Below are 25,386 nucleotides of genomic sequence, written 5' to 3'. Positions count from 1 at the left end.
GTTTCCCGTCAAGGCACACTTTGTTTTTCGCCTTGACTAGAAAACCTTTGTTTTTATTGTTTGGTTATTAACCCCGCAAAAGAGAAAGTAATTATCTGTTTTTTTGCACTTTACTTTACAATTGGAGTTTTATATACTTTATTTATTCTTTATATGGTACAAAGTAAGCACCTACTGTTAAGTCAATAATACCTTTTTTTCCTTCTAAAATAGACTTCATCCCTTTATAATATTCTAATTTAGATGCGAAATTTGTATAATTTGCTTTTATTTGGTTCCCATCATTCATAAAAATAGTTAAGGCTAACTTATCACTTTCTTTATAATTGATGTCAGAAATACTATCTCGAATATCCGATGTTAATTTCGCTAATTCTTTAGCCATAATTTCTAAAGTTTGAATAGTACCTTCCCATTTCACGATTGGAACTGTTCCTAAATACTTTTTACTCTCTTCTTTTAAAACGATACCGCTAGATAGAATAGTATAATAATCTTCATTTTGTTCAACGTAGGCAATCGTGTCATATTCGGTTACTTGAATTTGAAAGACATTTCCTGCCTCTAAACGAATGGCTACATCCGCCACTCTCGCTTGTTGTTTTTTTATGTTTTCTTTAATACTATTTTGTCTAAGCCATAAACTTAAAATCAAGTCGTTTGGCACCACATTTGCACTAGCTTCAATACTTTGTGCGTCTGTATCTTTACTTCCAATTACAGAAATAGTTGAAATACGTGAAAACGGGACAACAAAATAAGCAAAAATGCATAATAAGATAAACAAAATAAATCCTATTCTTTTTTCATAGACTGTCATATCTCTATGTAAAAAGCGACGTTTTTTTCTCTTTTGTTTACTCATAAAGCCTCCAATCTATGATTGAACACATTCCTTGATAATTGTTAATAAACGTTCTGAGGCATTTGTAATACCTAGTTCTTTAGCATGGTGTGCCATTTTTTTTTGTTTCTCTTCATGTTGCATCACATCATTCACTAGTATAGCTAGTTTATTTTCTGCTAATTCTTTTTCCAAAACCATAAATGCTGCACCTTTATCGACTAAAGTTTGTGCATTTTTTTCTTGATGATTATTCGTAACATAAGGACTTGGAATTAAAATACTGGCTACACCTAGAGCAGTTAACTCTGCTAAAGTTGTTGCACCACTACGACAAACAACTAAGTCAACAGCACGGAGAATATCTGGCATATTATCAATATATGCTAAAACTTTAATATTATCCGGAATTGTTTCAAGACTATCTATAACAGATTGATAGTGAGCATTTCCTGTTACCAAGATAACTTGATAATCATTTGTTGTATAGTCGTTTATATACGATATAAAATGTTTGTTTAAATTCATAGCACCACGACTACCACCGAAAATTAAAACAGTTGATTTGTCTTTTTTTAAACCAATTTGTTCTAAAACATTTTGTTGATACTCCAAGGATACAAGTTCTTGTCCTCTTGGATTTCCTGTTAAGACAACTTTATTAGCATATTTTTGAAAATCGTGTTTAGCTGTATCAAAACATGTACAAATTTTTGTGACATATCGACTTAAAAATTTATTCGTAATACCTGCAACACTATTTTGTTCATGAATAATACTTGGAATATGTAACTTGGCTGCTGCATACAATACTGGGCCACAGACATAGCCACCTGTCCCAATAACAATATCTGGCTGAAAATCTGTTAATATCTTTTTAGCATGTGATGTACTTCTTAGCATATACCATGCTGTTTTTATGTTTTCTAGTGATAAAGAACGTTTAATACCTTGTATTTTAATCGACTGAAAAGGAATATTTTCTTTAGAAACAATCTCTCTTTCAAGTCCTCTTTCACTTCCAATATATAAAAACTCTGTTTCAGGATACTGTGTTAAAATATAATTTTTTAAAGCGAGTGCCGGATAAATATGACCACCTGTTCCGCCACCTGATAAAACTATCTTCATGCGTATTCTCCCTTATTGTTGATTTAATCGTGAAACACAATCTATAAAGACATCACCACGTACTTCAAAGCTTGGAAATTGATCCCAACTTGCACAAGCTGGAGAAAATAAGATAGTATCTCCTACTTGACTTAATGCATAAGATGTATTAACGGCTTGTTCTAAAGTATCCACTAAAATAATTTTTTCAACTTTTTTATGTTCACCCGCTAATTTTAGTTTTTCTTTTGTTTCACCATATAATACGAGTGTTTTTACTTTTTCTAAAGAAGGCTCCAATGTTTCAAAGCCATTACCTCTATCTAATCCACCTGCAATTAAAATTACTTTATCATTAAAACCTTGTAATGCCATTTTAGTAGCTAAAATATTTGTTGCTTTTGAATCATTATAAAATTGACGCCCATTAACATTACCAATAAATTGAGTACGATGTTTTACACCATGAAATTGTTGAACCGCTTGTTGAATAAGTTCTTTAGACTGACCATACAAACGTGCAGCTAAGCTTGCAGCTAAAACATTCTCAATATTATGTGTACCTGGAACTTGAATATCAGATACAGACATAATTGGTTCTCCTAATACAAAAATATTACCGTTTTTCACATAAGCATCTGCTGTATCATCTGTTTTAGAAAAATATAAAACTTGTGCATTCGATGTTGATGCGATGTCTTTCATTTCAGCTAAATCACCATTTAAAATGAGATAATCATCTATTGATTGTTGCTTTATCAAATGTAATTTTGCTTCTTTATAGGCTTCTCTACTACCATGATAGTCTAAATGCGCTTCATAAATATTGGTTATGATAGCAATTTTAGGTCTAAACGTTGTCACACCCATTAATTGAAAACTTGATAATTCCATTACGATAACATCATTTTCAGTTGTTTGTTTGGCAACTGTTGTAGACGGTATACCTATATTACCTGCAATATACGTATGGCCTTTTGCATTTTTTTCTAACATATTGCCAATCAATGTTGTTGTTGTTGTCTTTCCATTTGAACCTGTCACGCCAATAATAGCTGCTTTGGATACACGAAAAGCTAATTCAACATCTGTTAAAACAGGAATATCTAAGTCTATTGCTTTTTTTACTAAACTATTTTCATAAGAAATACCTGGATTTTTCACCATATAATCAAGTTTTTCATGCACTAAATCTAATGGATGTTCTCCTAATACAACATGAATATTTAAATCTTGTAATGTATGAACATCTGTTAAATCCTCTGGTATTTTACCATCATTTACAATGACATGTGCTCCTAACTCATGTAAAAGTAGTGCTGCATGATACCCACTTTTAGCCAATCCTAAAACAAGAACATGTTTTCCTTTAAAATCATCAATTTGTTTCATTTTTCTTCCTCAATTTCTGTTAATTTCAATAATGACTACCAACTTTTGTATATCAATACATGTACTAACATACAAAAATAGGTCGTCTAACACGATAAGAGGGATAGAGATATATTATCTCTATCCACTATCCTATTTTTATCAATACTAAACAATTATAAAATAGACAAGAGAACCTAACAAACCTATAAACCAAAAGGTTAAAACAACTCTCCATTCACTCCACCCTAACATTTCAAAATGGTGGTGTATAGGTGTCATTTTGAAAATTCTTTTGCCTAACAATTTGAAAGAGGCAACTTGTAACATCACGCTGGCTGTTTCTAAAACAAAGATAATACCAATAAACAACAAGCTAAATTCAACATGTAACAACATAGACAACACTGCAAACACCGCACCTAAAGCTAATGCACCAACGTCCCCCATAAAAATTTTTGCTGGTTTTTTATTAAAGATAAAAAATCCTAACAGCCCCCCAAGAAGTGCTGTACAAAATGCTAAAATATCATACTGTTGTTGCTGATACGCAATCACACTATACGATGCTAGAGCAATACTTGCCGTTCCAGCTACTAATCCGTCTAAACCGTCTGTTAAATTAACTGCATTTGAAAATCCAGTTATCCAAATAATTGAAAATAAAAAGTAACAAATAAGACTAAAAACACCACCAAATGATGCAAATAGTAAAATACTTTTTCCGGATAACAAATAAAACAAAACATAAATGATACTAAAGATAATTTGACATAAAAATTTTTGTTTTGATGTTAGTCCTGTATTATGTTGTCGAATCAATTTTAAGTAATCGTCAAGAAAACCGATAATACCAAATGCAACTAAAACAAAAATAAGTGATCCAGTTGAAAAATTAAGATATCCTTTATAAAGTGCCATTACACCAAATGAAATGATACTTGCAATAACAAATGCCACGCCACCCATTGTTGGTGTCCCAGTTTTCACTTCATGCCATGTAGGTCCTTCTTCTCTTGTTACTTGCCCTAATTTTTTTTGTGTGAAATACATGATAAAAAAGGGCATCATCATTGTTGTTAGCGTAAGGCTCGCACAATAAATGATAAATAATTCAATCCAAATATTCATAATTTTCTCTCTCTTTATTCTGTTTCTTTTGTTGTACTTGTCGTTTCTATCTTATCCGATGTATTTTTTATAGCAGTTGATTTAACAGTTGGTGATGTTAATGTGATATTTACAGTATCTGTAATCGTAGATACATCTACGCCAGACGGAATACTCTGTTCACTTACAAATCCTTCTCCCTCAAAGTTGACAGGAATATTGAGTAAATTCATGACTTTCATAACATCTAATTTAGACCAGCCTGTCATATCAGGAAGTGTCACAATACCACCTGTATATAAAATCAATTTCGTATCAAGCGTATATAATTGATTATCCAATGGTGCTTGTTTCTCAATAATTGTACCGTTACCTAATACAATAATATCTGTAAATCCAATATTCTTTAATGCTTCTTTTGCTGTTTCAACATCTGCTCCTGTTGCAGACGGTACAACTTCCGCTTTTTGTGATTCTGGAGCTTCATCTTTTCCTAAATATTTCATTGCATAGCTAGTAAACGTTGTAAACCATTCAGACAAACCTAAACTACTTGTTCTAGATGATTCAGGTCTATCATATGTAAAGTAAATAACATATTCAGGTTTTTCACTTGGCACAAAAGCAACAATAGAATGTAAATAGTTACCGTCTGTTAAGTACGTTTTCTTTTCTTCATCATATATTTCAGCTGTACCTGTTTTACCTGCCAAACGTACACCGTCTACTTTATAATTTTCCCCAGTCGCATTTTCTGCATAAATAACTTCTTCTAAGTATTTTAAAACCCATTTTGCTGTTTCTGGCTTAATAGGATTACTTAATGTTTGTACTTTTGTATATGTCACTTCTCCAGTTGTTGTATTTTCAATGCGATCAACAAATCTTAATTTTTGCATTTTCCCTTCATTTGCAATCGCTGTAAATGCTTGAACTAATTGTAAGCTAGTCACAGAAACACCTTGTCCAAAGCCGGTACTCGCTCGTCCTTCTTCTGAAGCATAACTGTTTAATCCCACATTTTCATTTGGGAAACCACTTTCCGTAGAGCGACCAATACCAAAAGCGTCCATATATTCTTTCCACTTATCATAGCCAATTTGAGATACAATATTAACAAACGCCACGTTACTCGAATAAATCAAACCCTGCAAATAAGAAATTCTACCCCAACCAGTTCTATTCCAGTCATTGACAACAATACTCCCAACTTTGATTTTTCCAGAATCGTATAATTCCATAGGGCTGAATACACCTTCATTTATAGCTGCCGCTAGAACAAGTGTTTTCATAGTTGATCCCGGCTCAAAAGCACGCTCAACAATTTGGTTAATCCAACCATTTTCTGGATATTCTTGTTGTTTTGGATTAAAAGTTGGTCTTTGAGAAACTGCAACGACATCTCCTGTTTTAGGTCTTACAACAATTGCTGTCATAGATTTTGGTTTATATTTCTCATAAATTTTTGACATTTGTTCTTCTAAGTATTCTGTTAAACGACTGTCAAATGTGGTATAAATATTGTTCCCATTTTGAACTTCTTCTATCACTTTTTGTGTTCCTGGAACAGAATATCCATAAAAATCTTTATCGTAATTCACAAGTCCGTCAATACCACGTAATTGCACATTATATTGTGCCTCTAATCCCATGACACCTTGTAAAGGATTTCCCTGAGCTTCGACACTCGTATCTTCTCGTGTGTCTTTTGCCAATCCAATCACGTTATTGGCATAATATCCTTTTGGATAATCCCGTGAAATTTTTTCCGTAAAATAAATACCTTTTAAAGATTCTTTTTCGATGTTTTCTTTTTGAAGATATGTTAAATTAACACCTGCGTTTCCAAAAGCGGTTTGGTTAACATTATCTTGGTTGAGTAATTTCAAAATATTATCTTCACTCATATTGATATGCTTAGCCAATGCTCTTGCGGTCGCTAGTTTATCTTCTACATATTCAACACCTTTATACTTATCCGTTAAAACAGCATAAATGGCATACGTTTTGACATCTGTTGCTAATGTTTCTCCCGATGCATCATAAATAGTGCCTCGTCGAGCAGGAATAACTTCATCACCATTATACATTTGATGTACTAATTTCGTTAAATCTTCCCCATTTGCTGTTTTAAAAACCATCAATTGCGTAAAACGAACTAAAAATACAATAAATACAACACATAAAAAAGCCATGTAAATATGCACCATTTTAATAGAGTCCGTTTTTATCAAGTTTTTTATCCGTTTCATTTATTAACAGTCCTTACTACCGCATTTGCTTTCGTTAATCCATATTCATTTGCAATAGATGAAATTCTTTCATAAGTTGTTAAATCATCCACTTTTTGTTGCAAAATTTGACTTTCTGCATTAATTGTCGCAATTTCACGTCGTGTTTCTTCAATTTGTGCATTCGTTTCAGAAACTTTACTCTTTGTAAATACAACTGCTGTCATTAAAATTAAAAAACTAATCGCAATAATAACAACCGTTACTTTTTCAAATCGTGTCATTGACAATACGTATTTTCTTTTCGTATCGCGTTTCACAAAACTTTCTGCTTTCGTCAGTAATGTTTCAAACATATACTGTTCCTCCTATACTTTCACACGTTCAATAACTCTTAATTTCGCACTTTTGGCACGCCCATTTTCTTCGATTTCTTCTTGACTTGGTAAAATAGGTTTTTTCACAACTAATTGGTAATCTGGTTCCAAATATTCCGGTAAAACAGGTAATTTGCTTGGAATATCTTCAACACTACTATACTCTTTGAATATTGTTTTGACAATTCTATCTTCTAAGGAGTGGAATGAAATAACACTCATACGCCCGTTTTGAGATAATAAAGACAAACCTTGTTCTAGTGATTCTTCTACAGATGATAATTCATCATTCACAGCAATACGAATTGCTTGAAAAATTCTTTTAGCAGGATGTCCTCCTTTACGTCGTGCAGATGCAGGAATTGTTTGTCTAATAATATCCACCAATTCTGTCGTTGTTGTAATACGTTTACTTTGTCTTACTTTTTCAATTTGTCTTGCAATTTGCTTTGAAAATTTTTCTTCACCATAACGATAAAAAATTTTTACTAAATCATGGTAATCCCATTCATTCACAATAATTTCTGCCGTTAAAAATTGTTCTGTATCCATACGCATATCTAATGGTGCTTCTTGACTGTAACTAAATCCTCTTTCAATTTTATCTAATTGCGGAGAAGACACACCTAAATCATATAGAATACCGTCAACTTGTGTGACACCATGCTCTTCTAGTTTTTCTTTTAAGTGCGAAAAATTACTTTTAATAAATGTTACCATACCTTTTTCAATATATGGTTTTAAAACGATTTGAGCATTTTCTAAAGCCATTGTATCTCTATCAAATGCATACAAGTGACCTTCTTGTGATAATTGACTTAATAAATAGGCACTATGCCCCGCACCACCTAATGTACAATCTACATAGATACCATTGGGTTTTATATGTAATGCATCGACTGTTTCGTTTCGTAAAACTGTTATATGATGAAACATATTGCCTCCACTTTTAAAATTCAAATTCTGATATATTTTCCGTTAATGTTTGAACATTTTCTTCTGTTTCTTTGACATATACTTGCCATTTTTCATCATCCCATATTTCTAAGCGATCTGATACACCAATAATACGGCATGTTTTGTCCAAACCTGCATACTCACGTAAAGTTGCCGGAATCATAATACGACCTTGTTTATCAAATTCAACATCACTTGCTGCTGAATAAAAGAAACGTGTAATCGCACGTGCATCTTTTTTACCAAGTGGTAAATTATGTAATAATTTCTCGCTTAAAGATTGCCAACTATTCAATGGATAGCCAAATAAACACCCGTCTAATCCGCGCGTTAAAATAAACTTATCGCCTAGTTCATCACGCAATTTTGACGGTACAATAATACGACCTTTTGAATCCATATTATGTTTATATTCTCCCATTAACACGGCAAAAACCTCCTTACGTAGAAATCATTCACCATATTTTACCACAATTCCCCACTTTCTACCACTTGTTTTTTGTATTTCTCTTAAAAAACAGTACCTCTCATTCTCTATTATATTTTTTTATTTATCAAATATGTTAAAAACAACCAACAGATTGATAACAAATATATAAAAAGAAGAATTACTTGTGCATGAGTAATTCTTCTTTTTGTTTTTAATGATAAAACTAACATCTTAGTATAAAACCCGAAGTGAATCGCATAGATAGTCGGTTCACTTCGGGTTACCTTATATAGTCGTTTGAATGACAGAAACAACCTCACCATCATCAATTACAGATGTTCCATTTGAATATCTGTCATATAAAGAAATTTGCATTGCTTGAATACTCGTTTGTTTATTCGTTGATGTCACAATATCAAATGCCATATCAGATGTGACAATATTCGATACAAATACAAAACGGTGTGGTTTATTTTTTAATTCTTTCAATAACATCAATCCACGTTTTGCACGCCCTAATATATTGACATCAAAAACATTCAATCGTTTTACAGAACCTCTTTGGGTTACAAGAAGTACATGTACTTTGGACATATTCGTTGGATTAAAGGTAATTGCACCAACAACAAAATCATCTTGTTTTAAATTGATAGATTTTACACCACTTGCTTTTGTACCGACAACTGGTACTTCATCTAATTTATAGCGTAATCCAAAACCTAAGTGTGTCACAAGCAATACTTCATCATCTTTATTTTCTTCTGACTGACAACTCATATACACAACAGTGGCATCTTTTTCTTTTAAATTCATGGCAACCGCTGTTTTAGTTTTATAGCTTCTAAATGTCGTAAAGTCTTTTAGTAGTGTACGCTTAATCATACCGTCACTTGTTACGAATGTAATGGTTGCATCCGCTTTTTCTAATCCAGTCATCACGACAACGCCAATGATTTGCTCTTGTGTGTCCAAGGATACACGTTGTGAAAAATGCTCTCCTAAGTCTTTCCACTTATATTCGGGTACTTCATGAATTGGGAAGTGAATATAATTCCCTTTAGAAGTAAATACGACCAAATGTTGCAATGTCGTTGCAGCACCTTGGTAAACAATCTCATCTTTTTCACGTAGTCCTGTTTTTTCGCCATTTGAAGCATTCACTGAACGAGGGCTTACACGTTTATAATAACCACCTTTTGTTATCACAACATAGACATCTTCTTCTGGAATAAGTACTTCCGTTTCAATTTTAATTTCTTTTATTTCATCTTCAATGATACTTAAACGTGGTTTTGCATATTGTTTTTTCATATCCAATAATTCTTTTTTCATCACTGTTAATAAAACTTTTTCTTGTTTTAAAATCAATTCTAAAGAAGCAATTTCCTCGTTTAAATCAAGTTTTTCATTTTGTAATGCTGTAATATCTGTATTCGTCAATCGGTATAATTGTAAAGAAACAATCGCTTCTGCTTGACGCTCACTAAACTGAAATTCTTGTTTTAAATTCTCTTTGGCATCTTTTTTATCAGCACTATTTCGGATAATACGAATAACTTCGTCTAACACAGACAATGCTTTCATCAAGCCGTCTACAATATGTAATCTATCTTGTGCTTTTTGTAAATTAAATCGTGTTCGTCTTAATATGACGTCTTTTTGGTGATTGATATATGCAGCTAAAATAGCCTTTAACCCTACTTGTTGTGGGCGTCTTTCATTTATAGCAACCATATTAAAATTATAAGCAATTTGTAAATCGGTATTTTTTAATAAATAATTTAAAATACCGTCCGCATTCGCTTCTTTTTTTAATTCCACAACAATTTGCAAACCATTTCTATCAGACTCATCACGAACTTCTGCGATACCTTCAATTTTTTTGTTAATGCGAATTTCGTCCATGCGTTTAACTAAAACAGCTTTATTCACATCAAATGGAATTTCATGAATGACAATTTGCTGTTTACCGCCTCGAATATCTTCGATACTTGTTTTAGAACGAACAATCACCTTTCCTTTACCTGTTTCATAGGCTTCTTTTAAACCCTCAATCCCTTGAACAATCGCACCTGTTGGGAAATCAGGACCTTTAACAAATTGCATTAAGTCTTCAGTAGTTGCTTTAGGATGACCTAAATAATGTACAGTAGCATCAATCACTTCACCTAAATTGTGAGGTGGAATATCCGTTGCATACCCAGCTGAAATACCTGTTGATCCATTTACTAATAAATTAGGAAAACGTGCAGGCAATACCGTTGGTTCTTCAGTTGTATCATCGAAGTTTAAAATAAAATCAACGGTTTCTTTATCAATATCTCTTAATAGTTCATCAGATAGTTGAGATAATCTCGCTTCTGTATAACGCATCGCAGCAGCTGAATCGCCGTCCATACTTCCGTTATTTCCGTGCATTTCAACTAAAATATCACGCATTTTCCAGTCTTGGCTTAGACGCACCATGGCATCATAGACACTTGTATCTCCGTGAGGATGATAATTAGCAATAACATTTCCGACTGTTTTTGCTGATTTTCTAAAATTTTTATCGGCTGTATTATTATCCATGTACATCGCATATAAAATACGTCGTTGTACAGGTTTTAATCCATCACGTATATCTGGTAAGGCACGATCTTGAATAATATATTTAGAGTATCGCCCAAATCTATCTCCCATAACATCTTCTAAAGATAACTCTTGAATATTTGGCATTGCGTCAGACATTAAAACTCACCTCCAAATAAATCTAACTGCTCGAATGTGTCTGTACTTTCTAATCGTACTTCTTTTTTGTGTTCCACAGCAGTAGTCCCTTTTTGAGCTGTTTCTAATAAATTATCGCTTTCATCCATTGTAAATTCAACATGACTTTCTATCCATTTGCGACGAGGTTCTACTTTATTTCCCATAAGTGTTGTCACACGTCGTTCTGCTTGCGATAAGTCATCAATAGTTACACGAATGAGCGTCCGTGTATCTGGGTTCATTGTTGTTTCCCATAATTGATCGGCATTCATTTCTCCAAGCCCTTTATAGCGTTGAAGAATATATCCTCTACCTACTTTTTTTGTTGCTCGTTCCACTTCTTCTTCACGCCAGCAATATTCGACAACTTCTGTTTTACCACGTCCTTTGGACACTTTAAATAGAGGTGGCATTGCCAAATAAACTTTTCCTGCTTCAACGAGTGGACGCATATAACGGTAAAAGAATGTTAATAATAACACTTGAATATGTGCACCGTCCGTATCTGCATCGGTCATAATGATAATTTTATCGTATTGGCAATCTTCTATTGTAAAATCAGATCCAACACCTGCACCAATGGTATAAATGATGGTATTGATTTCTTCATTTTTTAAAATATCGGACATATTGGCTTTTTCTGTGTTAATAACTTTCCCTCTTAATGGTAAAATCGCTTGGAATTTTCTGTCCCGCCCTTGTTTTGCAGAACCTCCAGCAGAATCTCCCTCTACTAAAAATAGTTCATTCTTTTTAGCATTTTTACTTTGCGCCGGTGTTAATTTTCCAGAAAGAAGTGTTTCTTTCGCTTGACGTTTTTTACCATTTCTTGATTCTTCTCTAGCTTTTCGTGCCGCATCTCTTGCATCTCTTGCTTTAATTGCTTTTCTAACAAGTTGTTGTGCTAATTCACCATTTTCAATCAAATAAAACCCTAATTGTTCACTCACAATCGCTTCTACAATTCCTCTTGCAGCAGGTGTTCCTAATTTATCTTTTGTTTGACCTTCAAATTGTAAAATCTCTTCAGGGACACGTATAGACAAAACAGCTGCTAAGCCTTCTCTCACATCACTACCTTCAAGATTTTTATCTTTATCTTTTAGTAAATTCACTTTTCTTGCATATTCATTAAAGGATTTTGTTAAAGCTGTTTTAAAACCAACTTCATGACTCCCACCATCTTTTGTACGAACATTGTTTACAAAAGATAAAATCGTTTCAGAATAACCGTCATTATATTGTAAAGAACACTCTACTTCAACACCGTCTTGTTCTCCTTCAAAATAAGCAATTTCTCCAAGAGTATCTTTTTCTTCATTTAAATAATGAACAAATTCTTTAATGCCTGTTTCATAATGAAATGTTTCTGTTTGCTGTGTCCGTTCATCTGTAATTGACATTGTTAACCCTTTTAACAAGAAAGCAGATTCTCTTAAACGTTCACTTAGTGTGTCGTAAACATATTCCGCTCTACCAAAAATGGTCGCATCTGGTTTAAAATGTACTGTTGTACCAACTAAATTTTTTGGTGCAGAAGTTTCTTTAATTTTACCGATTGGTACACCGCCTTTTTCAAAGCGTTGATAGTATTGTTTTCCATCACGTATGACGGTCACATCTAACCATTCAGATAAAGCATTCACTACTGAGGCACCTACTCCATGCAGTCCACCAGAAGTTTTATAACTTCCTTGTCCAAATTTACCACCAGCATGTAAGACCGTAAAAATAACTTGAATAGTTGGTATACCTGACTTATGCATACCAGTTGGTAATCCTCTACCATTATCTTTTACAGTAATACTATTATCTTGATGAATAGTGACATCTATTTTAGTTGCATAACCTGCCAACGCTTCATCAACAGCATTATCAACAATTTCATAAACTAAATGATGCATACCACGGCTATCTGTTGAACCGATATACATTCCCGGTCTTTTTCTAACGGCATCTAATCCTTCTAAAACTTGAATGGCGTCATCCCCATATTGTGCTGTCACTTTTTTTGCCATATTGTTCTCCTTCCTTGCCATATTCTTCCCAATCATACATTGTTTTCACAAGATTGGTCAACAAAAAACATGTTCACTCTTTCTATTTAACACATTAACATGGAACGATTAAAGCAGAAACCATGATGATTTCTGCTTTAATTCTTTATATAACTAGTCACTACTAAACTCTAATACATTAGTTTTTTAGTTTAAAACCAATTTCTGCCAATTCTTTTTCTGTTTCGGTTTTTGTGACACCTTGAGATAGAACATGGCCAAATTGTTCATACGTTTTGTAATGTTCAAAATCTTTTGCATTTATTTTTGAAACATCATAAGAAAAAGATACAACAAATCCTGTTTCATCAATTTCAAGATTTTTTTTGAATCCATCTCTTTCTTTTTCTTCTTGATACTCTGGTGATTGTTCTAACTCACGTTTTAACATCTCTTTTTGTTCTTGTGTATCTAAACGAACATCTTCGGGAAATGGTTTTGTTGCTTTTATATCAACATGTGTCACAATATCATTTTTATATGTAACAGATAAAGTTGTCGTTACATCATCTTCGATATTTTCATAAACTTTCGTTTCCACAACCTCTTTCATCGTTGTTGTTTCTTGCATACTCGTTTGTGTCACTTTCGCCTCTTCTTTTTGAGTAGCACATCCAACTAATAACATACTCAATAAGACAAGACTTATTTTTTTCTTCATACTGTTTCTCCTATTTTTTCATAATCTTCAAATCGCACAGAAGCTAATTTAGATACTCCTGATTCTTGCATCGTCACACCATATAAAACATCTGCTTCCTCCATCGTTCCTTTACGATGTGTAATGACAATAAATTGTGTTTTATCAATAAACTCTTTCAAATAACGTCCATATCGGCTAACATTGGCTTCATCAAGTGCAGCCTCTACTTCGTCAAGTAAACAAAACGGTACAGGTTTCACTTCTAAAATAGCAAATAACAAAGCAATCGCTGTAAAAGCACGCTCTCCACCAGATAACAAACTTAGATTTTGTAATCTTTTACCAGGTGGTTGTGCCACAATATCAATCCCTGTTTCCAATAAATCATCTGGATTTGTTAACTCTAAGGTCGCACGTCCTCCACCAAATAATTTAGGGAATGTTTTTTCAAATTGATGTTTAATCGCATAAAATGTTTCGCCAAAACGTTGCATCATTTCCTTATCCATTTCCTGAATAGTCGCCATTAAACTATCTTTTGCCTGAATTAAATCTTGCTGTTGCTCTGTCATAGATGTAAAACGTTCATACACCACATCATATTCTTCAATAGCTGTTAAATTCACAGGCCCTAACTGCTCAATTTCTCTTTTTAATTGTGATACTTGCTTGCTCGCTTCTTGAATAGTTATCTCTAACACACCCAACTCTTTTGCCGCTTCAAAAGTTAAACTATATTCTTCATTCAATCTAGACAAGTGCGTATCAATCGTTACATCATAACGACTAATTTTAGCATCCATTGCCCCTTTATCACGCAATAATTTTTGAATATCTTGTTGAAGATCTTTTTCTTGTGTTTCTTCAACAAATAACACTGTATCCACATCTTTTTTCTCTTCTTGTTTTTGTTTAATGCTTTCTTCTAACGCTATTTTTTCTTGTTGATAGGTATTTAATTCTTGTTTGATGTTATCTATCATACCCTCAATTTCTTCTTGAGATTGCAGATGCTCTTCTTGTTGCGTGAATAAAACTTGTAAACTCATCTGTTCCGTTTTTAATTGTTTTTGCAATTCTTGTAAGCGGTGCTTCAAATGTGTTAACTGCTCTGTTTCTCTTGCACATTGCGCTGAAATATTTTGTATTCGAGGCTGTAATGCTTGTAATTGTTTTGTGCGTTCTTCTTGAGAAACACTCAATGTATCGATATGTTGTTTTGCTTTTTCAACACGCTGACTAATTTCTTTTTCAGACACTTTAATAGTATCATATTGTTCTTTTAACTCATTCAAAACAACTTGTTGGCGGTTTTTATCTTTTACTAACACATCATACTGCATCTCTACTTGAGAAACTTTCTCTTGTAATTGGAACACTACAGCTTGTAAATCTCTTTCTTCAAGACGCTTTTTCGTTCCTTCTTGCTGTACATTTTGTAAAGATACTTCTAACGCTAATACTTTTTCTTTTTGCGTTTGATACAAAGTTTTTGTTTCATTTAGCTTATCTTTTAACGCATGTAACTCTTTTGTTACGTCCTCTAGCTGCTGATTTCTTGATAAAATAGAACCCGTTTGCTGTTTCGTTGCTCCACCAGTCATAGACCCGCCTGAATGGATGACTTCTCCATCAAGAGATACAACACGCACACGATATCCTATTTTTTTAGCAATTTTTGTCCCTTGTTCCAATGTTTTAGCAACAAGTGTTTGACCCAAAAAGTTTTCAACAATCGTTTTATATGTCACTTGTGTTTGAACCAAATCACTTGCAACACCAATAAAACCGTCCATATGCTCAACTTGAGATAAAATATCTTGCGAGCAATATCTTCCTTTAATAACAGTTAATGGCAAAAATGTTGCACGACCTAGCCGTTTCTGTTTTAAATATTGAATAGTTTGCATAGCCGATTGTTCATTGGATACGACAATATGTTGCATACTTGCACCTAGAGCAATATCAATCGCAACTGTATACTCTTTTGGTACTTTTATCAATTCTGCCAGAGCACCATGTACACCGTCAAATTGATGTCTTTGTTTTAATATTTCTTTAACACCTTGATAAAATCCAGCATAGTCATCATTCAAGTCTTGTAAGCTTGCTTTTCTAGCTTCTAAACGATTTTTAACTTGTTGCATCTGTTCATACGTTTGTGTTAACTCTTGAGTATGCTGTCTTTCTTTGTCTAAAGAATCCATTTGTTCTTGATAGTCACTCATCAATAAATCAATCTGCTCTTGAACTCTGGATAATTCATTTTCCTTATCCAATAATGTATTTTTAACAATTTCTTGTTGCTTTTGTAAATCACTCTCTTGTTCTACAAAACGTTTTTGTTGATTTGTCAACACTAATAACTCTTTTTCCAAATGCACAAGTTCATTTTTCATACGCGTTTCTTCTTGAAGCGTATCAATATAGCGTTGACGTTCATTTTCTAAATGACTTTGACTTGTATCTGTTAAAAACAATTCCTCTTGCTTTAATTCATCAAGCGCTAAGTGTGTTTGTTTTACAGTCTGCTCTTTTTCTTCTGTTTCTTCTTTTGTCTTAGTCATTTGTTCAGAAATAGTTTTTATACTGTGCTCTTTTTGGAAACGTGCATCTTGTTGTTGTTCTTTATTTTGTTTTGAAAACTCTAATTTTTGTATTAAAACATTTTGTTCACCAACAGCTTTCTCAACTTTTTTAACACATTCCACGTATTCATTTTGCTGTTGTAATAAAACATGCTCTAAAGTCGTTAGTGCTTCTTTTAATTCTTTAATTTTTGACGTTACTTCTTCTTCTTGAATTTGTTTATCTTCAATTTGCTTTTCAAAAAAAGCCAGTTCCTTTTTCGCCACTTGCCACTGTTCATTTAATGTTTCAATTTCAGCAACCATTAACGCAATATCAATATGACTTAATGTTTCTTTTTTCGTTTGATATATAAGTGCTTTTTCTTTTTGCTTTGCCAACGGATCTAATTGCCCATGAATTTCATGTAAAATATCATCGACACGATCTAAATGCTCTTGAGTTTTATCTAATTTTCTGCTTGCTTCCGTTTTACGTGTTTTATATTTCAAAACACCTGCTACTTCTTCAAACATCGCACGACGTTCTTCTGGTTTGTTTTGGAAAATCGTTTCTACTTTCCCTTGAGAAATGATAGAAAATGAATCTTTCCCTAAACCCGAATCCATTAACAAATTCACAATATCTTTTAAGCGACACGGTTTTTTATTGATAAAACAATCACTCTCACCATTACGATTGATACGTCGTGTTAAATGAATTTCCGAAGCCTCAAATGGTAAAAATGCATCATCATTATTTAACACCAATGTAACTTCTGCTATATTGACAGGCTTACGTGTTTGAGAACCTGAAAAGATAATATCATCCATTTTTTTCCCACGTAAACTTTTCGCAGATTGCTCACCAAGCACCCACTTTATCGCCTCGGATAAATTACTTTTACCACTACCATTTGGCCCTACAATAGCTGTGACACCTTTATCAAATTCAATCAATGTTTTATCGGCAAATGACTTAAATCCTGTTATTTCAATTCTATCTAAATACACCTTTATTCACCTGTTTTTTCTTCATACGCTTGTTTGGCAGCAGCCTGTTCAGCAGCTTTTTTATTTTTTCCAATACCTCTACCTAAAATTTTACCTTGTGCAGAAACAACTGCTTCAAATTCTTTATCATGCGCTAAACCTTCTTCTTTTACAATGGTATATTGAATAGTGATACTGCCATTTTTTTGCAATCTTTCTTGTAGAAGTGTTTTATAATCCATAAACAAATTTGACTCTTGTTCATGAATTTTTGGCATGAGTTGACTTAAAATAAAAGCTTTCGCAACATCTAATCCTTTATCTAAATAAAGTGCTCCAATAAATGCTTCAAATACATCACATAATAAAGCATCTCTTTTTCGACCACCACCGGCATCTTCGCCCTTTCCTAATAAAACAAGTTCATCAAATCCACATTCCTTTGCAAGAGTAGAAAGTGTTTGCTCACAAACTAATTGTGCACGAAATCGTGTTAATTTCCCTTCTGGCCATTGCAAAAAATTGTGAAATAAATAATCAGATACCACTAATTCTAAAACGGCATCACCTAAAAACTCTAGTCGCTCATTATTATCAATTTTTTGATATTTTTTTTCATTCGCATACGAAGCATGCGTAAATGCTTGTTTTAATAGTGTTACATCTGAAAATCGCATTCCTAATTTTTTCTGTACGATTGTTTCTATATCCATATTGACACCTCACTTTCTTTTTTTGGAACTCCATTATTATACTATAATTATCACATTCAAACCATCAAAAAAACTGTCATTTCCTAAATAAAACAACAGTTTTCATCATCTTAACGCTCGTTTACATAACGTTTCCCCTCAATTAAATGTATTTTAGAGACGATAATCTCTACAATAAAGTGATACTTGCCGCCTTGTGCCATATATTGTCTTGACGACAACCGACCTGTCACACCAATTAAATTACCTTTCTCACAATATTGTTCAATAATTTGAGCCGGTTTTCCCCACACAACAATGGGAATAAAATCAGCTGTTTGTTCACTTCCTTCTTTTTTCTTTTTGGAAATCGCCAAAATATTGTTGATCACATACTTATCTGTTCCAATCTCTTTTACATGAATAGGCTTTACGATACGCCCAATAACAGATACATCATTCATCTTATCACCTCCTATTTTTAATATATGCAAAAAGAATGAGATTCTTTTATCGAACCTCATTCTTTTTATATATTCTTTTATGATCTTGCTTTCCACATAAAACAACTCTATCATTTGGCACATTTTCAATATAATACGTTGCTTTTTCTTCTGGTAAACTTGTTGAGAATATCGCTTCATATTCGTTGATTGTCAATCGTTGACGATTTTCTAATAACGCACTATGTTTGTCTGTGTACAAATAATTCTCAAAATCTTTTACTAATGTGATTGTGAAAAACTCTCCAACAGCACCTGACCCGTAGCTAAACAAACCTATTTTATCGCCCGCAGACAGTGTATTATTTTGTTCTAACAACGATAATAATCCTAAATATAACGAACCGGTATAAATATTTCCAATACGTTTATTATATGTTTTACTACTGTTATATAACGCTAATAATGCTTCTTTTTTATCTTCCTCTATACCGTCAAGAACTAATTTCAATGCTTTTAACCCTAATTTAGTAAATGGTTGATGAAAACAAATTGCTTTGAAATCTGCCACTGTTTCTTTTGTTTTTTCACAATACTCTTTAAAAACCGTTTCAAAGAAATATAAATATTTTTCAGTGGAAAATTTTCCGTCTGCAAAGGCGGTACTCGAATAAACTGGTCGCCAAAAATCCATAATATCTTCTGTTAAATATGTATTTTCTTGATTTAAAATAGCAATTCTAGGATTTTTCGATACTAACATCGCTACGGCACCAGCACCTTGTGTAGCTTCTCCAGGTGTATTTAACCCATATTTAGCAATATCTGTTGCGATAACAAGTACTTTACTTTCTGGATTTTGTAGAATGTGCCCTTTCGCTAATTGAAGTGCCATTGTTGCGCCATAGCAAGCCTGCTTTAATTCAACAGCACGAACACGAGATGATAGGCCTACAAGAGAATGCATATAAACAGCAATAGACTTAGAATTATCAATCCCTGATTCTGTCCCTACTAAAATCAAGTCAATTTTCTCTTTATCGATATCTTCTAAAATAGATAATGCTGCATTAGCTGCCATTGTCACCGCATCTTCATACAAAGGAGGCACTGCCATTTCTTCCTGACCTAATCCTATTGTAAATTTTTCAGGTTCTACTCCTCTTGCATTCGCTAAATCAACCATATCTAAATACATACTAGGTGCATAAAAACCAATCTTATCAATACCTATTTTCATGATGAACTTCCTTTTTATTTAATCTGACATGATTGTAACGATTATTTTTTAAAAGTACAACTATCTTTAAAATATTTTAAAGATTATGTGCTTTAATAAACGCCAATAATCCTTGGCATCCTTTCAAAACATCTTGATAGGTTTTCTCAAAATCTCCCGTATACCAAGGATCGTCAATCTCCCTATTTTCTCCAGCAAATTCTAAAAGTTTACAAACTGTACCAGATGCTCTATTTTGAATAAATGTATGAATATTTTTTATATTGCTGTTATCCATACCAATAATATAATCAGCACTCAAATCATCGTCTTGTAACTGTCTGGAATACATTCCCTCTGTACGAATACCTACTTCTTTTAATTTTTGTCGTGTTCCTTGATGAACAGGATTACCTTGTTCCCACGAACTTGTTGCTGCTGAATCAACGTATATCTTATCGCTTAATCCCTCTCTAGTTACCATATCTTTAAAAACAGCTTCTGCCATTGGCGAACGACAAATATTTCCTAAACATACAAATAATACCTTAACCATATTTATCTCCTTATGTAAGAATAAACAACAGGATACTCACCTGTTGTTTATTCTATTTTCTATTTGATTTTATTTTTCCAGACCATCTTTCCATACCACCTCTTAAAATATAGATGTCTGTATAACCTTTTCTTTTTAATTTTCCTGCTGCTTTTCCTGCAACCAAAGCAAAATCATCACATAAATAAATCGGTTGATCTTTTCTAATTTCACCCATACGTTGTTTAAATTGTGTATAAGGTATGTTTCTAGCACCTAAAATATGCTTCACATCAAATTCTGCTTTTTCGCGCACATCAATAACTTGTGCTTTACGCATATTTTCTCTAAATTCTTCTTGTGTGATGTATTTTGCTGATGAACGACGCTCTATAAACAAATACACTTGATAAATAAAATATCCTCCCACAAAAATCATAACTAGTAATTGAAATATACTCCAAAATTCCATAAACTCATCCTTTCATCCTACTGTAATACTAAACTCGCTGCACCAATCACACCCGCATCATTTCCCAATGTTGCTAATCTCAACTGCGTTGATTTTCTTGCTGTAATAAATGTATCTTCTTTAAAATATGTATCAACTTTTTCAAGTAAATACTCTCCTGCTGCGGACACACCTCCGCCAATGACGATATAGGCAGGATTTAAAATATTAGCTAAATGACTGCATGCTACTCCTAAATATTTGGCAAACGCCTCAACAACTTGTTCAGCAAGCACATCTGATTGTTTTGCTAAGTCAAAAACATCTTTTGCTGTTGCAGAACCGTCATCAACTAGCTCTTTTAAAGATGAACTTCCTGCATATTTCTCAGCAAAAGCTCTGGCTAAATTGACAATACCCGTAGCACTTGCCACCGTTTCTAGACACCCTTTTTTGCCACATGTACATGCAAATCCGTTTTTTTCAACAATTAAATGCCCAATCTCTCCAGCACTGCCTTTCACACCATGTACTAATTTTTCATTGGCAATAATACCACCACCAACACCTGTCCCAAGTGTGATAAACACAACATCACTAGCATTATTTCCTGCACCTACCCACCGTTCTCCAAGAGCAGCTACATTCGCATCATTATCAATAAAAACAGGCATATTTAAAGCTGTTTCTAAATCTTTTTTTACATATTGTGTCGTAGACCAACCTAAATTATAGGCACCAATGACTGTCCCTAAATTTTCATCAATTTGACCTGGACTACCCATCCCAATACCTAAAAACTCATCACTTGTCAGCTGATATAAATGCAAATGATGTTGAATAGATGCAATAATATCCGGCACAATATGACATCCATTATCCAATATATTTGTTGGAATAGTCCATTTTTGCTGAATGTCACCATCAAGTGTCAAAATCGCCATTTTAACACTCGTACCACCTAAATCAATACCCAATAATTTTTTTGACATTCCCCTTACTTCCTTCCGAATAAAATCAATGTCGCAACGATTATAATATACAAGAGAAGAATCATTCCTTGTTTAACTCTATCTCTTGATTGAAACTTCAGTGTCATTGTTGCTAAAAAACCACCTAATAAACCACCAATATGTGCCCACATATCAATACCCGGTGCAAAACTAAAAACCAAGTTTATTAAAATAGTCGATAAAAACGACTGTGACTGTAAACGAATACCTGTATGATATGGGAAAAAGCGATGTAATAACACCACACTCATAAATAAACCAAAAATAGCACCACTAGCACCTACGGAAATACTGAAGATGTTACCTAAAGCAAAAGATAGAACCGAACCCATCAATCCACTTAACATATAAATAAATAAAAATCTATGTTTCCCAAAAATAGGTTCTAATAAAGAGCCAACGATAAATAAGGAATACATATTAACCAATAAATGCATTACATCTGCATGTAAAAACATCGCTGTAAATAGTCGCCAATATTCATGTCTAAACAGAACTAACGGCTTAAATAATGCACCATATTGAACAAGAACTTCTGCAGTCCCACCCTTTGTCGTTGTTACCATAAAGACAATAATGTTGATACAAATAAGAACAAATGTCGCTTGTAACTGACTAGGAATACCTCTAAAATTTCTGAACATAATCTCCTCCAACTAAAAATATGCTATGGTATTCATTATACACAATTTTTATCATGCATTCAAAATAGTTGCGATAAAAATATCATGTTTTTCTAAAGGCACTATATCTACCATTTGTTCCATCGCAACTAATGATACTGTTTTCCCTTCAAAATCTTGTAAATATCTATCATAAAAACCACCACCAAAACCTAAACGAGCACCATTTTTTTGAAATGCCACACCCGGTACAACTAGTAAATCAATCTGTGTGACTTCATCTACCATTACAGGCTCATCTATACCAAATGCCGATATCTCCAATGGTGTATCAATCGTATAGTGGTTAAAAACCATAACGCCTTTTTTAATTACTTTTGGCACAACCACTGTTTTATGTTGACGCCACGCTTCTTCAATGATACGACGTGTTTCCCACTCTGGAAACGTAGATAGCGTTATACCAATGGTTTTTGCTTCTTTCCAAAGAGATGTTTCTAGTAATTTTGTCATAAGTGTTTGTTCTATATATTCCCGTCTTTCTTTAGAAACAGTGCTCATTCTTTGTAACACAAGTTTCCGCATATCTTTTTTATTCATCTAGTTCCTCAGTTCTATTATCAAAAATTATTGTATCTAATCATTACTTTATTTTCTCATAAAAAAGATGCACACCTTACGATGTACATTTTTTAGTATATATCCTTTATTGAAAAAGTCAAAGTAGTACGAGTTTAAAACATCCCCTACAACTTTTAATGCTAAAAACCGTTTTAAGCAAATAATTAGTTACGTTTCTAAAATATCTTTTGTAATTTATTGATTTTAATAAAAAAACACTAACAGTGAACAAAATCGTTTCAAAAGGGCTGAATAAAAAACAAGTTGTACAGACACATAAAACACAATCAAGCATATCTCTTTATGTAATATACAATAATTTTATACGGAAAAACCGAAGTTCATTTCAAAGAAATTTGTGCTGTCTTTATATCCAGCACACTTTCCAATTTCTCTACAATTTAATAAGATACTTTTCTCATTTTTTATATCATTTTCATCATTACTAATTGTTTTTGAAAAAATTCCTGATTTAAAAGCTAAAAACCTCTTAAATTTCCCCACTGTTTTAGTGTATATACTTACAAATAACTCAACTCTTTTCTATCCAAAAATTAAAATTTTTATCCACCAAAGAATTAAAATTACAACTCCAATACCTACATAAAAATTATCATTTTTTCTTTTCATTGTTTTGTACTAAAAAGATATGTTATAATCAGATACAGGTTGGGGCTTTCGCCCCTCCCCGTCACTTTTTATTTTAAAAAGTGTTTGATTATCTCAACAATCGCTGTAATGACCGTTGAGATTACAAGAGCTTTCGGTCCGTCTAACCAAGGCTCTTTTTTATTTTTTAACCGGTTATTTGAAAAACCTGATTTTCGATATGACATATCTCTTTTTTTCTTTTATAACCATTCAAAGCAACACAGCTCTAAAACGTTTGTTCTACCTTATAAGCAATACGTTGCGTTTTATAACCATTCAAAACAACACAGCTCTAAAACAGAGCGTGAATATTCTATATTAGCAGAACAGTTTTATAACCATTCAAAACAACACAGCTCTAAAACGCGTCATTGTGTATCACGACACCTAGTATTGTTTTATAACCATTCAAAACAACACAGCTCTAAAACATTTGTTCGATTGTATCGGATAACGTCAGCGTTTTATAACCATTCAAAACAACACAGCTCTAAAACATCATTAGAGAACGAGCAAACACAAAAGATGTTTTATAACCATTCAAAACAACACAGCTCTAAAACGAACACATCACACCTATGAAACAAATACTAGTTTTATAACCATTCAAAACAACACAGCTCTAAAACGAACACATCACACCTATGAAACAAATACTAGTTTTATAACCATTCAAAACAACACAGCTCTAAAACGATGATGTTATTGGCGATGCAGAAGGTGATGTTTTATAACCATTCAAAACAACACAGCTCTAAAACTTCATCAGTTGGGTAGAAAGGAAATAAAAAGTTTTATAACCATTCAAAACAACACAGCTCTAAAACACATTTTAAGCTAGAATCGATTTTACGCCGGTTTTATAACCATTCAAAACAACACAGCTCTAAAACAAGCGTTTTGATTCTCATATTTTTCATTAGGTTTTATAACCATTCAAAACAACACAGCTCTAAAACATTGATGCGTATCACCTTTTGGAATACCTAGTTTTATAACCATTCAAAACAACACAGCTCTAAAACAAATCATCACTTTCAAGATATTTGAATAAAGTTTTATAACCATTCAAAACAACACAGCTCTAAAACAAAATAGAAAGAAGATGACAATATGATAAAGTTTTATAACCATTCAAAACAACACAGCTCTAAAACACTACACAAACCATTCAGATTGTTTAATATGTTTTATAACCATTCAAAACAACACAGCTCTAAAACAGTTCTTGAAGTGTTCTAGTGAACTTGATTGTTTTATAACCATTCAAAACAACACAGCTCTAAAACTTAGATAGTAGAACTAATCCCTTGTGTTCAGTTTTATAACCATTCAAAACAACACAGCTCTAAAACATCTATCACACATTATAAAAGGTGCGATTGGTTTTATAACCATTCAAAACAACACAGCTCTAAAACCTCGACAACGTATTGATGACTTTGAAACTTGTTTTATAACCATTCAAAACAACACAGCTCTAAAACCTCAGAATTTTGTTCGCCGGTTTATCCTCAAACTGCTCGTTCTAGCAAAACTTCAGCTTTGAATGGTTTCATTTTACTTATTATGGCTCTTCGTCAAATTGTGTTGGTGGAGAGAAATAGTGAGTATGTTGGTAGTGAATGGCATTAACCATTCACTACCTTTTTCACATTCTTTTTCTGCCACTGAGAATGGTGTTGTATGATTAAAAT

At 33.0% G+C, this 25,386-nt stretch carries 21 protein-coding genes and 1 CRISPR repeat array; all 21 genes read right to left on the bottom strand.

The genetic code is table 11. The features are described 5' to 3' along the window. Nucleotides 1-142: 142 nt before the first annotated feature. The 21 genes from GMA06_RS06565 to GMA06_RS06465 all read right to left on the bottom strand — a co-directional run bounded on the left by GMA06_RS06565 (nucleotide 143) and on the right by GMA06_RS06465 (nucleotide 23,874). Nucleotides 143-865, bottom strand: coding sequence for a cell division protein FtsQ/DivIB (locus tag GMA06_RS06565; protein WP_163562091.1), 723 nt, complete (start codon nucleotides 863-865; stop codon nucleotides 143-145). A 12-nt stretch (nucleotides 866-877) separates the two neighbouring features. Beyond that, nucleotides 878-1,975 (bottom strand): undecaprenyldiphospho-muramoylpentapeptide beta-N-acetylglucosaminyltransferase, encoded by a 1,098-nt coding sequence (gene murG / locus GMA06_RS06560; RefSeq protein WP_163562090.1) that lies wholly within the window; start codon nucleotides 1,973-1,975, stop codon nucleotides 878-880. Nucleotides 1,976-1,987: 12 nt separating this feature from the next. After that, on the bottom strand, nucleotides 1,988-3,346 hold the full coding sequence (gene murD / locus GMA06_RS06555) for a UDP-N-acetylmuramoyl-L-alanine--D-glutamate ligase (protein WP_163562089.1): 1,359 nt from the start codon (nucleotides 3,344-3,346) through the stop codon (nucleotides 1,988-1,990). Between the two features lie 147 nt (nucleotides 3,347-3,493). Next, nucleotides 3,494-4,399 carry a phospho-N-acetylmuramoyl-pentapeptide-transferase gene (mraY, locus tag GMA06_RS06550; protein WP_240328862.1) on the bottom strand — a complete coding sequence of 302 codons (906 nt, stop codon included), beginning with the start codon at nucleotides 4,397-4,399 and terminating at the stop codon, nucleotides 3,494-3,496. Between the two features lie 71 nt (nucleotides 4,400-4,470). Then, nucleotides 4,471-6,687, bottom strand: coding sequence for a penicillin-binding transpeptidase domain-containing protein (locus GMA06_RS06545; protein WP_163562087.1), 2,217 nt, complete (start codon nucleotides 6,685-6,687; stop codon nucleotides 4,471-4,473). After that, nucleotides 6,684-7,022 (bottom strand): cell division protein FtsL, encoded by a 339-nt coding sequence (ftsL, locus tag GMA06_RS06540; protein WP_163546325.1) that lies wholly within the window; start codon nucleotides 7,020-7,022, stop codon nucleotides 6,684-6,686. Before ftsL ends, GMA06_RS06545 begins: the two co-directional genes overlap by 4 nt. 12 nt (nucleotides 7,023-7,034) lie before the next feature. Beyond that, the gene (rsmH, locus tag GMA06_RS06535) at nucleotides 7,035-7,979 is read right to left on the bottom strand and encodes a 16S rRNA (cytosine(1402)-N(4))-methyltransferase RsmH (protein ID WP_163546326.1); all 945 of its coding nucleotides are present in this window, start codon (nucleotides 7,977-7,979) and stop codon (nucleotides 7,035-7,037) included. Nucleotides 7,980-7,992: 13 nt separating this feature from the next. After that, the gene (mraZ, locus tag GMA06_RS06530) at nucleotides 7,993-8,427 is read right to left on the bottom strand and encodes a division/cell wall cluster transcriptional repressor MraZ (RefSeq protein WP_345940879.1); all 435 of its coding nucleotides are present in this window, start codon (nucleotides 8,425-8,427) and stop codon (nucleotides 7,993-7,995) included. A gap of 288 nt (nucleotides 8,428-8,715) precedes the next feature. Continuing rightward, nucleotides 8,716-11,160 carry a DNA topoisomerase IV subunit A gene (gene parC, locus GMA06_RS06525; protein WP_240328859.1) on the bottom strand — a complete coding sequence of 815 codons (2,445 nt, stop codon included), beginning with the start codon at nucleotides 11,158-11,160 and terminating at the stop codon, nucleotides 8,716-8,718. Next, a complete protein-coding gene (gene parE / locus GMA06_RS06520) occupies nucleotides 11,160-13,199 on the bottom strand; it encodes a DNA topoisomerase IV subunit B (protein WP_163546329.1) in 2,040 nt (679 codons plus the stop codon). Before parE ends, parC begins: the two co-directional genes overlap by 1 nt. 178 nt (nucleotides 13,200-13,377) lie before the next feature. Then, nucleotides 13,378-13,899 (bottom strand): DUF1307 domain-containing protein, encoded by a 522-nt coding sequence (locus GMA06_RS06515; RefSeq protein ID WP_163562086.1) that lies wholly within the window; start codon nucleotides 13,897-13,899, stop codon nucleotides 13,378-13,380. Then, nucleotides 13,896-17,462 (bottom strand): chromosome segregation protein SMC, encoded by a 3,567-nt coding sequence (gene smc / locus GMA06_RS06510; RefSeq protein ID WP_163562085.1) that lies wholly within the window; start codon nucleotides 17,460-17,462, stop codon nucleotides 13,896-13,898. Before smc ends, GMA06_RS06515 begins: the two co-directional genes overlap by 4 nt. A 2-nt stretch (nucleotides 17,463-17,464) precedes the next feature. After that, nucleotides 17,465-18,154, bottom strand: a complete 690-nt coding sequence (rnc, locus tag GMA06_RS06505; RefSeq protein WP_163546332.1) for a ribonuclease III — start codon at nucleotides 18,152-18,154, stop codon at nucleotides 17,465-17,467. A 110-nt stretch (nucleotides 18,155-18,264) separates the two neighbouring features. Then, on the bottom strand, nucleotides 18,265-18,597 hold the full coding sequence (locus tag GMA06_RS06500) for a single-stranded DNA-binding protein (RefSeq protein WP_163562084.1): 333 nt from the start codon (nucleotides 18,595-18,597) through the stop codon (nucleotides 18,265-18,267). A 46-nt stretch (nucleotides 18,598-18,643) separates the two neighbouring features. Then, entirely contained in the window at nucleotides 18,644-19,816 is a 1,173-nt protein-coding gene (locus tag GMA06_RS06495) for a hydroxymethylglutaryl-CoA synthase (RefSeq protein ID WP_163546334.1), read from the bottom strand. A 76-nt stretch (nucleotides 19,817-19,892) separates the two neighbouring features. Next, nucleotides 19,893-20,351 (bottom strand): low molecular weight protein-tyrosine-phosphatase, encoded by a 459-nt coding sequence (locus tag GMA06_RS06490; RefSeq protein ID WP_163562083.1) that lies wholly within the window; start codon nucleotides 20,349-20,351, stop codon nucleotides 19,893-19,895. Nucleotides 20,352-20,403: 52 nt separating this feature from the next. Then, entirely contained in the window at nucleotides 20,404-20,802 is a 399-nt protein-coding gene (locus tag GMA06_RS06485) for a rhodanese-like domain-containing protein (RefSeq protein WP_163546336.1), read from the bottom strand. Nucleotides 20,803-20,819: 17 nt separating this feature from the next. Further along, complete coding sequence (locus tag GMA06_RS06480) at nucleotides 20,820-21,773, bottom strand: ROK family glucokinase (RefSeq protein WP_163562082.1); 954 nt, start codon at nucleotides 21,771-21,773, stop codon at nucleotides 20,820-20,822. 5 nt (nucleotides 21,774-21,778) lie between these two features. Beyond that, complete coding sequence (locus GMA06_RS06475) at nucleotides 21,779-22,438, bottom strand: rhomboid family intramembrane serine protease (protein WP_163562081.1); 660 nt, start codon at nucleotides 22,436-22,438, stop codon at nucleotides 21,779-21,781. A 51-nt stretch (nucleotides 22,439-22,489) separates the two neighbouring features. After that, nucleotides 22,490-23,002, bottom strand: a complete 513-nt coding sequence (locus GMA06_RS06470; RefSeq protein ID WP_275896933.1) for a 5-formyltetrahydrofolate cyclo-ligase — start codon at nucleotides 23,000-23,002, stop codon at nucleotides 22,490-22,492. A 734-nt stretch (nucleotides 23,003-23,736) separates the two neighbouring features. Next, entirely contained in the window at nucleotides 23,737-23,874 is a 138-nt protein-coding gene (locus GMA06_RS06465; RefSeq protein WP_163562079.1) for a hypothetical protein, read from the bottom strand. 12 nt (nucleotides 23,875-23,886) lie between these two features. Next, a CRISPR array of direct repeats spans nucleotides 23,887-25,176; the repeat unit is 36 nt; unit sequence GTTTTATAACCATTCAAAACAACACAGCTCTAAAAC. Between the last annotated feature and the right edge of the window lie 210 nt (nucleotides 25,177-25,386).

It is taken from the genome of Granulicatella sp. zg-84 (genome assembly GCF_010892375.1).
Classification (GTDB): Bacteria; Bacillota; Bacilli; order Lactobacillales; family Aerococcaceae; genus WM01.
This window is presented reverse-complemented; position numbering and strand designations above follow the sequence as displayed.